General features: G+C 37.4%; 15 protein-coding genes. 3 read left to right on the top strand and 12 right to left on the bottom strand.

All coding sequences use genetic code 11. The features are described from left to right. Window positions 1-37: 37 nt before the first annotated feature. From IGL07_RS09740 to guaD, 5 genes are all read right to left on the bottom strand, one after another. Entirely contained in the window at window positions 38-1,066 is a 1,029-nt protein-coding gene (locus tag IGL07_RS09740) for a permease prefix domain 1-containing protein (protein WP_010712673.1), read from the bottom strand. Beyond that, window positions 1,063-1,395: a PadR family transcriptional regulator gene (locus IGL07_RS09745; protein WP_002367058.1), complete on the bottom strand. Its 333-nt coding sequence runs from the start codon at window positions 1,393-1,395 to the stop codon at window positions 1,063-1,065. Before IGL07_RS09745 ends, IGL07_RS09740 begins: the two co-directional genes overlap by 4 nt. Before the next feature lie 162 nt (window positions 1,396-1,557). Next, window positions 1,558-2,535 (bottom strand): GMP reductase, encoded by a 978-nt coding sequence (guaC, locus tag IGL07_RS09750; RefSeq protein ID WP_010817506.1) that lies wholly within the window; start codon window positions 2,533-2,535, stop codon window positions 1,558-1,560. Window positions 2,536-2,676: 141 nt separating this feature from the next. Next, window positions 2,677-4,008: a nucleobase:cation symporter-2 family protein gene (locus tag IGL07_RS09755; protein ID WP_002400852.1), complete on the bottom strand. Its 1,332-nt coding sequence runs from the start codon at window positions 4,006-4,008 to the stop codon at window positions 2,677-2,679. Window positions 4,009-4,011: 3 nt separating this feature from the next. Next, on the bottom strand, window positions 4,012-5,397 hold the full coding sequence (guaD, locus tag IGL07_RS09760; protein WP_002380594.1) for a guanine deaminase: 1,386 nt from the start codon (window positions 5,395-5,397) through the stop codon (window positions 4,012-4,014). Between the two features lie 219 nt (window positions 5,398-5,616). On the opposite strand from guaD, the gene IGL07_RS09765 reads away from it, so the two are divergent. Continuing rightward, window positions 5,617-6,243, top strand: coding sequence for an MBL fold metallo-hydrolase (locus IGL07_RS09765; protein WP_002356716.1), 627 nt, complete (start codon window positions 5,617-5,619; stop codon window positions 6,241-6,243). Window positions 6,244-6,283: 40 nt separating this feature from the next. Continuing rightward, a complete protein-coding gene (locus IGL07_RS09770; RefSeq protein ID WP_438747345.1) occupies window positions 6,284-6,994 on the top strand; it encodes a histidine phosphatase family protein in 711 nt (236 codons plus the stop codon). Window positions 6,995-7,043: 49 nt separating this feature from the next. Here the strand turns inward: IGL07_RS09770 and IGL07_RS09775 are convergent, their stop codons facing one another. From IGL07_RS09775 to IGL07_RS09795, 5 genes are all read right to left on the bottom strand, one after another. Further along, a complete protein-coding gene (locus IGL07_RS09775; RefSeq protein ID WP_438747347.1) occupies window positions 7,044-7,892 on the bottom strand; it encodes a MurR/RpiR family transcriptional regulator in 849 nt (282 codons plus the stop codon). A gap of 86 nt (window positions 7,893-7,978) precedes the next feature. Further along, window positions 7,979-9,433 (bottom strand): PTS transporter subunit EIIC, encoded by a 1,455-nt coding sequence (locus IGL07_RS09780; RefSeq protein WP_002362674.1) that lies wholly within the window; start codon window positions 9,431-9,433, stop codon window positions 7,979-7,981. Window positions 9,434-9,455: 22 nt separating this feature from the next. Then, window positions 9,456-10,346 (bottom strand): N-acetylmuramic acid 6-phosphate etherase, encoded by an 891-nt coding sequence (gene murQ / locus IGL07_RS09785; protein WP_002381571.1) that lies wholly within the window; start codon window positions 10,344-10,346, stop codon window positions 9,456-9,458. Beyond that, window positions 10,321-11,430: a DUF871 domain-containing protein gene (locus IGL07_RS09790; RefSeq protein ID WP_010817507.1), complete on the bottom strand. Its 1,110-nt coding sequence runs from the start codon at window positions 11,428-11,430 to the stop codon at window positions 10,321-10,323. The genes murQ and IGL07_RS09790 overlap by 26 nt, the downstream gene beginning before the upstream one ends. Before the next feature lie 296 nt (window positions 11,431-11,726). Then, on the bottom strand, window positions 11,727-12,287 hold the full coding sequence (locus IGL07_RS09795) for a PTS sugar transporter subunit IIA (protein ID WP_025189571.1): 561 nt from the start codon (window positions 12,285-12,287) through the stop codon (window positions 11,727-11,729). A gap of 115 nt (window positions 12,288-12,402) precedes the next feature. On the opposite strand from IGL07_RS09795, the gene IGL07_RS09800 reads away from it, so the two are divergent. Beyond that, on the top strand, window positions 12,403-13,233 hold the full coding sequence (locus tag IGL07_RS09800; protein ID WP_002356708.1) for an undecaprenyl-diphosphate phosphatase: 831 nt from the start codon (window positions 12,403-12,405) through the stop codon (window positions 13,231-13,233). A gap of 38 nt (window positions 13,234-13,271) precedes the next feature. Here IGL07_RS09800 and IGL07_RS09805 read toward each other — a convergent pair whose 3' ends face one another. Continuing rightward, on the bottom strand, window positions 13,272-14,057 hold the full coding sequence (locus tag IGL07_RS09805) for a ChbG/HpnK family deacetylase (RefSeq protein ID WP_002372196.1): 786 nt from the start codon (window positions 14,055-14,057) through the stop codon (window positions 13,272-13,274). 19 nt (window positions 14,058-14,076) lie between these two features. Beyond that, entirely contained in the window at window positions 14,077-14,700 is a 624-nt protein-coding gene (locus IGL07_RS09810; RefSeq protein WP_002378551.1) for a DUF47 domain-containing protein, read from the bottom strand. Window positions 14,701-14,708 lie beyond the last annotated feature (8 nt).

The raw sequence follows: 14,708 nt of genomic DNA on the forward strand, positions 1-14,708 counted from the left end.
TGTCCCACTTTTCTGTTTTACTATTAACAGGTTTGTCTCAATGTTTGTGTAAAAATGCTTGGATGGTGTTATAAAAGATTCCTGCGAACATAAAGATTAACCAACTAAACCGCCAATCCCCTAAAACAAAACTAATAAATAGATAGAGTGCAACAACTAAGGGCCAATAAACGGATGCAATAATTGCACCGACAGGATTTCCCACAGGTCCTTCCTCTGTTTTTGTTTGTTGAGGGGCAAAATCAGGATGACCAACATGTTCTGAATAAAAATAAGTTTCATTCAACAATTTATTAAAACTTCCTTTAATTACTCCACCAAATATAAACAAGAAGACGCCAATCGATACTAAAAAGAAGAGCCAACTAATTCCCATCGTTCCATTATAATATTGTCCGCCCATCATTTGATGCATGGAACGGCGCATCATCAGATGAAGGCCACTACTAAAGACAACAACTGGGATTAAACCCAAAATACAAAAAACTACGCCCGCTGCCATACAAAAAATAAATGATCGTTGAAAACTTTGTTCTCTTTGTGCAACTTCTTTTTTTAACTTAATCGGAATCAATCGTTGCCCCAGTTGTTTGTCCATTGCAACAAACCGATTACCAGCAACAATAAATAATGGAACGCCAATTGCCACACCTATGAAAAGACCAACTAAACCGAGACCGTTAGAAAGAACACCACGCATACCAACCAGCAAGCCAACACCCACCATGATTGCAACAACACCAAGGCCAATTTGAATCGCACCTTTACGTTGGACAGCTAAATAGTCAAGTCCTTCCTCCACTGAAATTTCTGGCAAACCGTTCATTGAATCGTTTGTTTCATCCACTTGTTTATTTTCTAAATTCAATTCTTCCATTAATTCATCGATAGTACCAAATTCAGAAATAATTGTACCAATTGCTTCATTTTCCGATTTTCCTTGGCTGAGCAAATCTTCATAACGATCCTCAGCATTTGCTAATAAGTCCGCCTTTAATTGTTTTGTTTCAGGTGTTTCAACAACGCCTGAAAATAAGCTATCAATAAATTCTTCTATAATTTTCATTTTCCCATCTCCTTTACAAATGCTTCGACGACGTCTTTTGTTACTTCCCATTCTAGTAACTTTTCCTCTAAATAACACTCTCCTGCATGGGTTATTTGATAATAGGTCCGCTTTTTGCCATGCGTTACTTCTCCTGGAAATGATTCAATGTAGCCATTTTTCTCTAAACGTGTAAAAGCAGAATAAAGTGTCGTTTCTTTAATCGAATATTGTTCTTTAGAAATTTCACGAATGCGTTTAGAAATCGCATAACCATATGAAGCGCCGGATTGTAAGATTGAGAGAATAAAGGTATCGTTGTATCCTCGAATTGCATCACTACCAATCACATAAATTCCTCCCTCAAGTACTTCAACTATCGTACTACGTCTGTCGTTGTAATTATCTTAACACGATTACTACGATAGGTAAAGTAAAAAAAAGCACGTAATGCAGAAATCATTTTAATTTCTGCACTACGTGCTGTCTTCTTTTCAGTCTATAGTTGAATGTTAAATGGTATCACCATTAAAAATAGAATTTTTTACAATCACATAATCAACTTTACGAATCGCTTCTAAATCGCGACCTCCCGCGTATGAAATGGAAGATTGTAAATCTTGTTGCATTTCGACTAAAGTATCTGCCAACTTCCCTTTATGGCGTAACCAGATTTTTTTCCCTTCAACGTTTTTCTTTTCGCCTTTTTGGAATTCAGAGGCGCTACCAAAGTATTCTTTGTAAACAACGCCATCTTCCACTTTTGTTTCACCTGGTGATTCTTCATGTCCCGCAAATAGTGAACCAATCATGACCATAGTTGCCCCAAAACGCACAGATTTTGCAATGTCTCCATGGGTCCGAATTCCACCATCTGCAATAATTGGTTTCCGAGCAGCTTTGGCACACCAACGTAAAGCCGCTAGCTGCCAGCCACCTGTTCCAAAGCCAGTCTTAATTTTAGTAATACAAACTTTTCCTGGGCCAATCCCCACTTTGGTGGCATCAGCTCCAGCGTTTTCTAATTCGCGAACGGCTTCTGGTGTTCCAACATTGCCCGCAATAACGAACGTTTCTGGTAAAGATTTTTTCAAGTGTTGAATCATATTAATCACCGCATTTGAATGACCATGGGCGATATCAATTGTCACGTAGTCAGGAACTAAACCTTCTCGGGCTAACGTTTCAACAAAAGCGTATTCCCCTTCTTTCACACCCACACTAATTGACGTGATCAAGCCTTTTTTTTGCATTTTTTTAATAAATGGCACTCGCGCCTCTTCATCAAACCGATGCATGATATAAAAATAACCATTTTCAGCAAGGGTTTCCGCAATCGTTTCATCAATAATTGTTTGCATGTTCGCTGGAACGACAGGCATTTTAAACGAATGTTTTCCTAAAGTTACTGTAGTATCACATTCAGAACGACTATTCACGATACATTTATTGGGAATTAATTGGACATCTTCATAATCAAAAACTTTCATACTTACTGCCTCCTAGTTATTTACAAAAATAACGTAAAAACCGAACATTCGGTCATTTAACGTTCGTGTTTACAAACACCATTGTTAATTTACACTATTTACCGCCACTTGTCAAAGGCGTTTTAACGAAAATTAATCTTTTTACCCTTCTTGAACGTTTGGTAAAATTGCCTGCAATAAAATAGCAACAATTGAGGCAGTTGCCACGGGTGAACTAAATAAATATTGTAAAAATTGTGGTAAAGTTTCCAAAAACTCTTTTGGTAACAATGTCAACGCTAATGTCATAATAATCGGAACGGCAATTACATACATCTCTTTTTCATGAATTGTTACATCACTCATGACTTTCATTCCACTTACAGAAATGATGCCGCAAACAACCACAAAAACGCCGCCGATAACTGGTGCCGGAATGGCCGAAATCAAGGTGGAAAGTTTTCCAGATAAGCCAAATAAGACAAACCACGCACCTGCAGCCACAAAAACCTTGCGACTAGCAACTCCAGTGATTGAAATAATCCCAGCATTTGTAGAGTAACTAGTCACTGGCGTGCCGCCAATGAATGAAGAAACTAAGCAACCTAAGCCTTCACCAATTACGCCGCGATTAATTTTTTCTTCGGTCAAAGGTTCAGCAACAACATGACTCACAGCAAACCAAGTGCCTGTTGTTTCCGCCATTAAAACCAGATAAATAACTAACATCGTGGCAATGGCTGACCAATCAAATTGGAAAGAAAAGTTAACTAATGGTAACTGAGGCAAACTAAACCAAGCCGCTTCACTAACGGCTGATAAATCAAGTACCCCTAATAATTGTGCCGCGATGCTCCCAAATAATAATGCCAAAATGACAGAAGAAACGCGGAAAATCCGCCCTTTTTTCAAAGCAGAACCTAAGAGTGCAAAGAAAATCAACGTACCCGCTGCTATAAATGCTAATAAAATATTTTGTCCTAATTCCCCTTTTGCGTGGTAAATATTATCCGATAAAGCGACTGGCATTAACGAAAGCCCCACCACAAAAATAATTGTTCCTCCCACAATTGGTGGAACAAATTTAGTGATTAAACGATTAAAAATACCAGTAAATCCTAATATAATAACAACAATTGCCCCCACTAAACTAGCACCTAAAACTGCGCCCCAGCCATTTCCTTGTTGGTTATTGGCAAAATAAATTCCTGCAATTGCCCCGATCGGAATAAATGAAGGGCCTTGCGCAACTGGTAATCTCATACAAAAATGAGATTGAATAATCGTGGCAAGTCCTGCTGCTATGAATGTTGCTTGGATTAAAGAAGACGTTTGTGCTGTGCTAATCCCAATAATTGAAGCAATGATCACAGGTACGACGTACACGTCCATTGCTAAGACATGCTGAATCCCTAACATAGTGGCCTGCCCAAAAGATACTGAATCTTCTGGCCCCACTGTTAAATGAAGATTACTTTGTTTCTTTTCACTCATTTTTTATGCTCCTTTAGTTGCTGACATTAAATTTTTATCATGTACTTTTTCACCTTGTACCCAGACTTCTCGAATATTTTCTGGTCGTGCTAAATATAAGATTTTTTGGAAAATATCAAGCAATGATTCCCCTGGATTTTTAGGGATTCGTGCTTGTGACAAGCTTGTATTAATAATTTGAACATCCCAAGCATACCCTTTTTCTAATTTTCCAATTGGCAAACTTAGCGCTTGACCACCACCAGCAGTAGCTAAATAAAACGCTTCATTTACTGTAATCCGTGCTGTTTTAACACCTCGTACTTCTGGTTTTTTTGTAGCATCGACGCCATCTTCTAACATTCTAGAAGAAATCACCGCTTGCTTTAAATTGTCAAAAAGACTTGGTGAAAAACCACCTGAAAGATCACTACCTAAACCAACTTCTACTTGATGTTGATGTACTAATTTTGCAATCGGTGTTACTGCATTGCCAAAATAAGCATTAGAGATTGGGCAGTGTGCCACAGCCGTCCCTGTTTCATGGAATAAATTCATATCTGCTTCTTCTAAAAAGCCTGCATGTGCCATCACTGCTTTTTCTGTCAATAAACCAAAATCATTCAATGCTTGGGCATCATTTTTTCCAAAACGTTCTTGAACAAATTGATGTTCCCAATCACTCTCACTACAATGACTTTGAACATGGACTTGATATTTCGCTGCTAATTCTCCTAATCCTTTAAGTGCTTCCTCTGTACAACTTGGAATGAAACGTGGAGTTACAACGGGATACACGCCTTGTTTTGTTTGCTGCGCTAATGTTTGAATTTCTTGAATAAACCGTTCCGTTTCTTCTAATGCTTGTTGCGTTGTTTGATCACGATAGTACTCAGGATTCTCATTAAGATCATCCATTACAACTTTACCAATTAAGCCACGCTGCCCTTTTTCCGCACAAATCTCTGCCAAACGACGGCTAGCTTCATAATGAATGGTCGCAAAATAAAGGGCTGTTGTTGTCCCATTAGCTAACAATTGGGTTACCAGTTCATCATAGACTTGTTGGGCAAATGTTAAATCTGCAAATTTGGACTCCAAAGGAAACGTGTACGTATTCAGCCATTCATACAATGGAATATCCAAGGCGGTCCCTGATTGTGCCCACTGAGGTGCATGGACATGTAAATCAACAAAGCCGGGTAAAAGATAAGAATCTTGGGGCAATTCTTGAAAACGTTGTGCCTCTTTTTGTTCTGCTAGCACAGTTTCATACGCTTCAGCATCTGGTTCAATTATTTCCTGAATTACTCCGGCCTCATCTATACAAAAAAGTGTCTCTTCATAAACTTTAATCTCTTGCAAATTTTTACTAGAAAAACCTGTTCCTTTTATTACAAAATGAAACATTTAATACTCCTCCTTACTATCACATGAAGATTATACATAAACTTTCGCTTAATAACTATAAAAATGTGATTTTTTTTAAAAAAATACGTGTTAAAACAAGCAAAAACCGAACATTCTAAGAATGATTTATTTTTTCTTTGGATAAACAAGAAAACTTTCTATTCTTAAGATTCTTCGGTATACTTGAAGAGAATCGTTAGAACTTTAGGAGGTCCTGAGATGATACAGATCGAACAAATTAGAACAGGTGTTATTCAAGAAAACTGTTATCTTGTTTATAATGAAGAAGCATTATTAATTATTGATCCAGGTGCAGAAGGAGCAAAACTAATTCAAGAAATTACCCGTTTAGGGAAGAAACCAGCCGCTATTTTATTAACACATACTCACTATGATCATATTGGTGCGGTAGAAGAATTGCGCCATCATTATCAAATCCCTGTTTATGTTAGTCCATTAGAACAAGCGTGGCTTTCCAATCCTATTTTGAATCTTTCAGGATTAGGCAGACATGATGATATAGCAAATATTATTGTTCAACCCGCCGAACATGAATTTAAACTAACCGATTATGAAATTGGCGGCATGAAATTTTCCGTAGTCCCAACACCTGGTCATTCAATTGGTAGCGTCAGCTTTGTCTTTGATGATTTTGTTGTTGTTGGGGATGCATTGTTTAAAGGTAGTATTGGTCGTACTGATTTACACACTGGTGATATGCAACAATTATTACACAGCATTACGACCTATCTATTCACTTTACCAGAAGAATTTCCTGTTTATCCAGGCCATGGTGATGCCACGACCATTCAACATGAAAAAGCCACAAACCCATTTTTTAATTAGAGATTTATTCACTATTTAAAGAAACTTAGGAGGAGTAGCAATGACTGAAGCAACGACACTTTATATTATTCGTCACGGAAAAACGATGTTTAATACGATTGGCCGTACCCAAGGCTGGTCAGATACCCCCTTAACCAAACAAGGAGAAGAAGGCATTTATCATTTAGGCTTAGGTCTTAGGGACATAGACTTTAAGGAAGCCTATAGTAGTGATAGTGGTCGTGCCATGCAAACCGCTCAGATTATTTTACAAGAACATCAAAACCACCAAAAGATTCCTTACCTAACCGATAAACGGATTCGTGAGTGGTGTTTTGGTTCTTTAGAAGGTGGCTATGATGGTGAACTTTGGGGTGTGGTGCCACGCATTTTAGCTTTTAAAAGTTATGAGGACATGATGACCACGAAGATTACCTATCGTGACCTAGCAAATGCTATTATTGAAGCCGATACCGCTGACTGGGCGGAGCCTTATGAAGTTATCCGTGATCGTGTTTGGTCTGGTTTCGAAGATATCGCTCATCATCGAGAAAAAAATGGTGGCGGCAAAGTCATGGTGGTTTCCCATGGACTAACAATTTCCTTTTTACTTTCCTTAATTGATGCAAGTTTGCCTATGCAGATGGCGCTGGAGAATGGTAGCGTGACGACCTTAACTTACGAAAAAGGAACATTTACCATTCAAGGAATTAATGATATTTCTTATATTGAAAAGGGAAAAAAGATCGCTGAAAAGCGCCGTTTATTGTAAAAAAAGAGAAGGCTATCTGTCAAAATGACAGATAGCCTTCTCTTTTTGTTTATTCTTTTAAACGTTCTACATTCTTTCTTGAGATTTGAATTTTTTCTAAGGTTTCCTTATAGTTTTTTGCTGCATAACCAAAAAATAAAACATCGACTACATACAATTGTGCCACCAAGGAAACAGTAGCCGCACTTCTCAATGGCACGTCTTCCCCACTAGAGGTTTGAAGGACGATATCACTTTTTTCACCAATCACTGATTTTTCATCTTGTGTGATACTAACAATAGGAATCCCTTGCTGCTTCGCTAAATCAGCTAAAGTACTTGCTTCTTTATTCGTTCCAGAATTAGAAATAACAATAAAAACACTAGGCTTTTCTGTAGAGCCTAACATAGAAGCAAATAAATGATGATCCAATGTTGTAAATACCGTTCGGCCTAATCGCGTAAACTTTTGATAAATATCTTGAGCAACCAACGAAGAGGCGCCCAACCCATAGACAAAAATTACTTCTGTTTTTTCCAACAAATCAACGGCTTCATTCACTGCGACATCCTCTAATGTCTGACCGCTTCGCTCAACCACATGAACAAAGCGCGCCTGTAACTTTTGTTTAATATCAGCTGTTGATTCCCCTTTAGTAACTTCAGTGTACATTTGCTGCTTCATTTGGCCAAGATTTGCAGATAATAAAAGTTTCAACTCTGTGAAGCCATTCACATCCATAGAATGACAAAAGCGAATAATTGCCGCTGGACTTGATCCTGCTTGTTTCGCTAGCTCTTGCGCATTCATTGAAATAACTGTTTCTGTATTTTTTAAAATATATTCTGCGATTTTTCGTTCTGATTTTGGTAATTGTTGTAGACGATCTTGGATAGATAAAACAATATTTTGTTGCATAAACATCCCTCCTGATACACCATTTCCTACGCAATTAAATTTTAACAAAGAAAAAGGGAGAAGCCAAGTTCTCCTTTTTCTATTTATTATTTAGTTGTTTGCATATCTTTAGGAATCCCAAAGAATAACGTTGCTACAAACCCACCTGCGTAAGCGGCCAATAACCCTAATACATAAGCAAGCCATTGGTTGTTGGCAATTAATGGAATTAAAGCCACCCCACTTGGTCCAATAGCAATCGCACCAACATTACCGAAGGCACCGATTACTGCACCACCAATACCACCGCCGATACAAGCAGTAATGAATGGACGTCCTAATGGTAAAGTAACTCCGTAGATTAATGGTTCACCAATACCTAAAATTCCAACTGGCAAGGCACCTTTAATCATTTCAACTAATTTTTTATCTGATTTACAACGAATCCATAATGCTAAAGCTGCACCGACTTGTCCCGCACCAGCCATGGCCAGAATTGGTAATAACAAAGTCATCCCTGTTTGATTAATCATTTCAATGTGGATTGGCGTCAAAATTTGATGTAAACCAAACATTACCATTGGCAAGAAGGTTAAACCAAGAGTAAAGCCAGCAACCATGCCACCTTTTTCTAAGACAACATTGATAATACCAACTAAGCCATTAGAAATAGCTCCGGCTACAGGCATGATTAAGAAAATAGTTGCTAAGCCAATCACTAAAAGTGAAATGGTTGGCGTTACGATAATATCAATTGATTCTGGGACAATTTTATGCAATTGTTTTTCTAACAATGATAATAACCATACGGCAAAAATAACACCGATAATTCCGCCTTGTCCTGCAGATAATGTTCCCCCAGTGAAAATATTACTGATTGGTGCATCTGGATTCATTCCTGTTAACATTGTGACTGCCCCAATAACACCACCCAACGCTGGCGTTGCACCAAAAACGCTGGCACTGTTAATCCCAGTGTAAAGAGCTAAATAAGCAAAAATCCCATTTTTAATGATATTTAAGACATCAATATATTGTTGCCATGAAGCTGAAATATCACCAGCAACAACTAAGTTAGACATAACAGCTGCAATCCCGCCAATAATACCAGCCCCAACAAAGGCAGGAATCATCGGAACAAAGATACTAGAAATGGCTTTTAACACTTTTTTAAATGGTGAAGTGTTATTTTGTTTCGCTTTTTGTTGTGCTTTCATTTGAGCGGCTTTTTCTTCTACTAAATCTTTTCCAGATTTGCCTGCTGAAGCATCAGTTGTGGTGCCATGATTAAATGGTTCTCCCAATTTGACACCTGCTTGATCTACCATTTCTTGTGCAACCTTGTTAACAGTCCCTGGACCAACAACTACTTGTAACGTATCATCTTCTACGACGCCCATAACGCCATCAATTTTTTTCAATCCTTCAATATCCACTTTGTCATAATCGCGGATATCCATACGAACACGAGTCATACAATGAATGACTTTGTCCACGTTTTCTTGACCACCAACTTCTTTATAAATCCCATCAGCAATGCGTTTAATTCTTTCTTCTGCCATGTTAAAACACCCTCCTAATTCCTTAATTTAATGTATTCTTGATAAATTGATTCCCGTCAATTAATTTTTGTGTTGCTTCTTCTTTAGTACTATCAGTTAAAATCATTACAATTGCTAACTTCACATTTTCTTCTGCTTCTACAAATTTTAGTTCGGCAACTTCATAACTACAACCCGTTGCTTCCATAATAATCCGTTTGGAACGCTCTACTAATTTTTCATTGGTTGGTTTTACATCAACCATTAAGTTATTGTAGACTTTTCCAATACCAATCATGGAAATAGTTGATAACATATTTAAAATTAATTTTTGAGCTGTCCCAGATTTCAAGCGAGTCGAACCTGTTAAAAATTCAGGCCCTGCATCTACTTCAATCGGCATTTGTGCATATTTACTAATTTCGGCATTTTTATTACATGCCACAGTTGCGGTAGCTGCTCCCACCGTTGTAGCATATTCTAAACCGCCAATTACATAAGGCGTCCGACCGCTGGCTGCAATCCCAACAACAATGTCATTTGCTGATAATTTTAGATCAACTAAATCTTGACGACCTAGTTCTTTTGAATCTTCAGCACCTTCTACTGCGACAGTCATTGCTTTTTGACCACCAGCGATGAGGCCTTGAACCATCTCTGGCTCGACGCCAAAAGTTGGTACACATTCGGCTGCATCTAAGACACCTAACCGACCACTCGTACCAGCGCCCATGTAGATCAAGCGGCCGCCTTGATTGAAGCTTTTGATGATGGCTTCTACCACTGGTTCAATGGCTGCTAATTCTTGACCCACTGCAATTGCAACTTTTTGGTCTTCTTGATTCATTTTTTGTAAAGCTTCTTTGACACTCATCTCATCTAAGCCCATTGTATTTTCATTTCTACGTTCAGTTGTTAAGTTTTCTAAATTCATTCTCTATCGTTCCTTCCGTGACTAGCGTAAATTGATTGCCTGCCTTGATTAACGGCAATATCGTTTGATCTTTTTCAATAATTCGTGTAATCGTATTGACTTTTTCATCTTTCGGCAAGTCCACCAGTGTGACTTGAATTTCTCCCATATAGCGACCATATTTTTCATTATCAATCGTTACGGTTCCCACTGGACGTGCTTCAGTCTGCTCTGACTCAATCGTTGCAATTTCATCTTTTCTGAACATTTCACTCGTTCTTGATAATTCACTTCGCAAAACATCTCTTGCAGCATCTAAACGATTGGTATGAGTCCCAAGTATTCGCTTCAAATAGCGGCTCTCGCTAGGTGCTACTTCTAACAGAAATTGATTGGTTTGGTGATAATAACCAAATTGAGCCATGGTTCGCTCACTAATTGTGGGATCACCAATATAAACAGCATCGACATAAGGATCAGCCATCAAACCAACGGAAGCGGCGAAAGGATTTTGCCCCCGATGTTTTTCTAATGTTGGTAAACCAGCAAAAATTGGGCCTCTTGTTTGCCCATCTCCTGGCACAAAAGTAAAAACTTGTAAGCCTAATTCTTTAAGCCAGCGGTTCTTTTCATTAAAAAATGTTGTTCCAATGCCGGTTTCAGGTCTTGGATAATAATTATGCCAAGCTTCTAAGCGAGAAAAGTCCGCTTGGTGAGCCTTTAACTCAGCCACTTCTTCCAGTGTAATGGTACTAGCATTCAATCCTATATCAATCTTATGTGAAGCATGAGCCATTTGTTCTATCGTAATGCCATAGTCCATCCGAAGGCCAGTTACGCCCAACTCGATTAAAGGCTCTAATTCATCGAAAGAAAAACCCGCTCTTTTTAACGCTTCACCTGAAATATCTACCATAATTTTCATTTTTTCTGCCTTAGCAATTGCCCCTAAATCAGTCAAGCGTTGGCGGTAAAGGGAAGTATCATCTTCTGGAATGTGTAAAGAAGTGAAAATACCATCAAATCCAAGCGCTTTCATCTTTTTGATATAAATAATTGTATCGTTTGTAATCTCTTCACCAAGAAAAACTGAAATACCATACATCTTTTTAGCTCCTCTCTAATACGCTTTCATTATAACTCGTTTGAAATAAAATTTCAACTATTTTTCTAAATATTTTTTAATTCCAAAATAAAATTTTATTTATGTTCAAAAAAAACGAGCGTGGAACAAAAATCACTTTGGATTTTTGCTCCACGCTCAAAAACTGATAAACGGCGGGAACAGAACCAACTCCTTCGGAAATAAGCCGAAATTCTCCAAAAATCAAAGATCAATTTTCGGAAATTTCTTCTTATTTCTCGGAGCTAAACGGTTCTGTCCCGACCTCGTCTAATGCATTAATTGGCTGTGGCAGAGCCAACTGGTGTACCAGCTGTAACCACGCCAGTTTTCTCTAACGAAAATTGTGCTACTTTATCCATGTTGGTAATAATGACAACCATTTCAGTTCCTTTACCAGCTACTTTAATTGCTTCTAAATCAGCAATTGCGACCACCGTATCTGCAGTCACTTGGTCGCCTTCTTTCACTTTAATAGTGAACGGTGCCCCGTTTAACTCTACCGTATCGATACCCATGTGTAATAAAATTTCAAGACCGTTTGTCATTTTTAAACCAATGGCATGTTTTGTTTGGAAAACGCTTAAAACTTCTCCTTCAATAGGTGCATAAATTTCACCATTTTCTGGAACTACTGCGTAGCCATCTCCCATCATTTTTTGTGAAAAAACAGGATCATTCACTTCACTAATTGGGATAACGGTTCCATTGGCAACGGCATACATTGTATTATTTTCGACAACTTCATTCTTTTTCTTCAAAAATCCAAACATTTCTCTTCCCCCATTTTTTAAAGTATCACTAGTATAGAAAAAAGTTTCATGAATTACAAGTGGCACCTTTGTATAATTCTAAAATTTATTTTAAAATAAGAATTTGCATTGGCATTTACTTTGTCAGCGGGTATACTTATACTTGATGTGTTTTGCATTTATTTCAGAAAGGAATGGTGACATGCTTTTTGCTAACCTATGGAAAGCAATTATTCTTGGTATTATCGAAGGAATTACCGAGTGGCTTCCAATTAGTAGTACCGGACATTTAATTTTAGTGGATGAGTTTATTAAACTCGATCTAAGTAAAGATTTTATGGAAATGTTCAACGTCGTTATCCAATTGGGAGCAATTATGGCGGTTGTTATTTTATACTTCCACAAATTGAATCCTTTCTCACCAAAGAAAAATGGCGAAGAGAAAAAAGATACTTGGATTCTTTGGTCTAAAGTCTTAGTCGCTTGTTTACCAGCGGCAGTTATTGGTCTAAAATTTGATGATTATTTAGATGCACATTTTTATAACTTTTTAACAGTATCGATTATGTTAATTGTTTATGGGATTGCTTTTATTATCATTGAAAAACGAAATAAAAATGTTGCACCGAAGTGTACTAATCTAAAAGACTTCACTTATAAAGCCGCTTTAATCGTTGGTGCTTTCCAAGTACTGGCATTAATTCCAGGAACTTCACGTTCAGGAGCGACCATTTTAGGGGCAATCTTAATTGGGGCCTCACGTTTTGTTGCAACAGAGTTTTCATTTTTCTTAGGAATTCCAGTAATGTTTGGAGCAAGTTTTTTAAAAATCTTTAAATTCTTGGCCAAAGGAAATACGTTTGGATCAGAAGAAATCATTATTTTATTAACTGGCTCTATTGTTGCCTTTGTTGTTTCCATCATTGCGATTAAATTCTTATTGAATTACTTGAAGAAAAACGATTTTACAGTTTTCGGTTGGTATCGTGTAATTTTAGGTGCGATTTTAATTGGCTACTGGTTATTCTCATAAAAATAAAACCGTTGCTTTCACTAGTGAAAGTAACGGTTTTATTTTTTTAAATCGCCAAACGTTATTCGCTCAATCCCCTGTTCTTCAAACCACTGACGAACACGAGGATCACAAATCGTTGCTAATTCTTTGCAGCGTAAAGTGGTATATGAAGAATTGTCTAAAACAAATTGATCCAAATACCCAACATCAAAATGCATCTCAGCAATTGCCGATTCCGGCATCCGTAATAAACCAAAGTCATCTTTTAAAAAATTCTCCACTGATACGCCTTCGTGAATATAAGATAACGCGCCAGACTCTAACAAATGTGTCACCTGAAAATAACCTTGTTGCGGTGGATATTCTTTTTCCCCACTATATTTCAGGGTTGTATGAAGTCCGTACTCTTCTGCTAATTCTAAAAATACTTGATCAACCACTTCATCACCAATCGAATGGCAATCAAAATGTTCAGGATAATGTCCAGTTAGTTCCTTAAAGCGCGTCAATTGCGCAATCGTTTCAAGTCGTACTTCTTCATATACGAAGGTTACTTGCTTTTGTTGACGATAATAAGAAGAGCGATGAAAATTGCCTTGTTCATCTACCAGGGAAGGAATCATACATGGGTCCGCACAAGGTTTCCCTAATAAAAAATTCGTATGCTGACCTACAAATAAGCCTGGATAATTTTTTGCTAACGCAACGGCGTGTTCTGCTGTTGGTAAATTGGGCATCAAAAGTGTCGACGTCGTTAAACCATCGACATAACTTTTGATAATGCCATGATTAATCGCTTCTGACATCCCAAAATCATCAGCATCAATAATTACTTTAACCAACAGCTCCCCCCTCTTTTCTTTACGTATTTTTGATGACAATTCCGACAATAATATTAACAGCTGATTCACAATCATTAATCGTGCGCTCAAGCTGATCATAAACATCTTTCCACTTGATAACTTTTAATAAATCTTTTTCGTTAGTCATCAAATCTTTCATGGCGCTACTGTATAATTTATCGCCTTGAGATTCAATCGTATTCACTTCATCAATCAATGAAACTAACGTTTTAGAATTCTTAAATTTTGCAAATTCCTTCGTTGCTGATTTAACGCCTTCTGTCGCTTTAACAATATAAGCAGTTAATTCTAGCGCGGGCGTAATCATTTCTTCGACAACTAAATGATCAAGTAAATAAGACAAACTATTAATGCTATCAATAATGTTATCTAAGTGATCCGTAATATCGACAATATCTTCTCGATCAATCGGCGTAATAAAGGAAATATAGAGTTCATTTAAAATTTTGCGAACAATTTCATCATTCTCTTTTTCCAATTGATGAATCACTTCTGATTTTTTTACTAAGTTTTCTAATGAATAATTGTCTACAATTTCTTGCAAAACCTTTGCCGCTTCATAAGCATTTGTTGCTAACTGGTTTAATTCTCCAAAATAATCAAATTGTTTTTTACGTGCCATGTTTTTCT

Source organism: Enterococcus sp. DIV1368f, assembly GCF_051712245.1.
Classification (GTDB): domain Bacteria; phylum Bacillota; class Bacilli; order Lactobacillales; family Enterococcaceae; genus Enterococcus; species Enterococcus faecalis.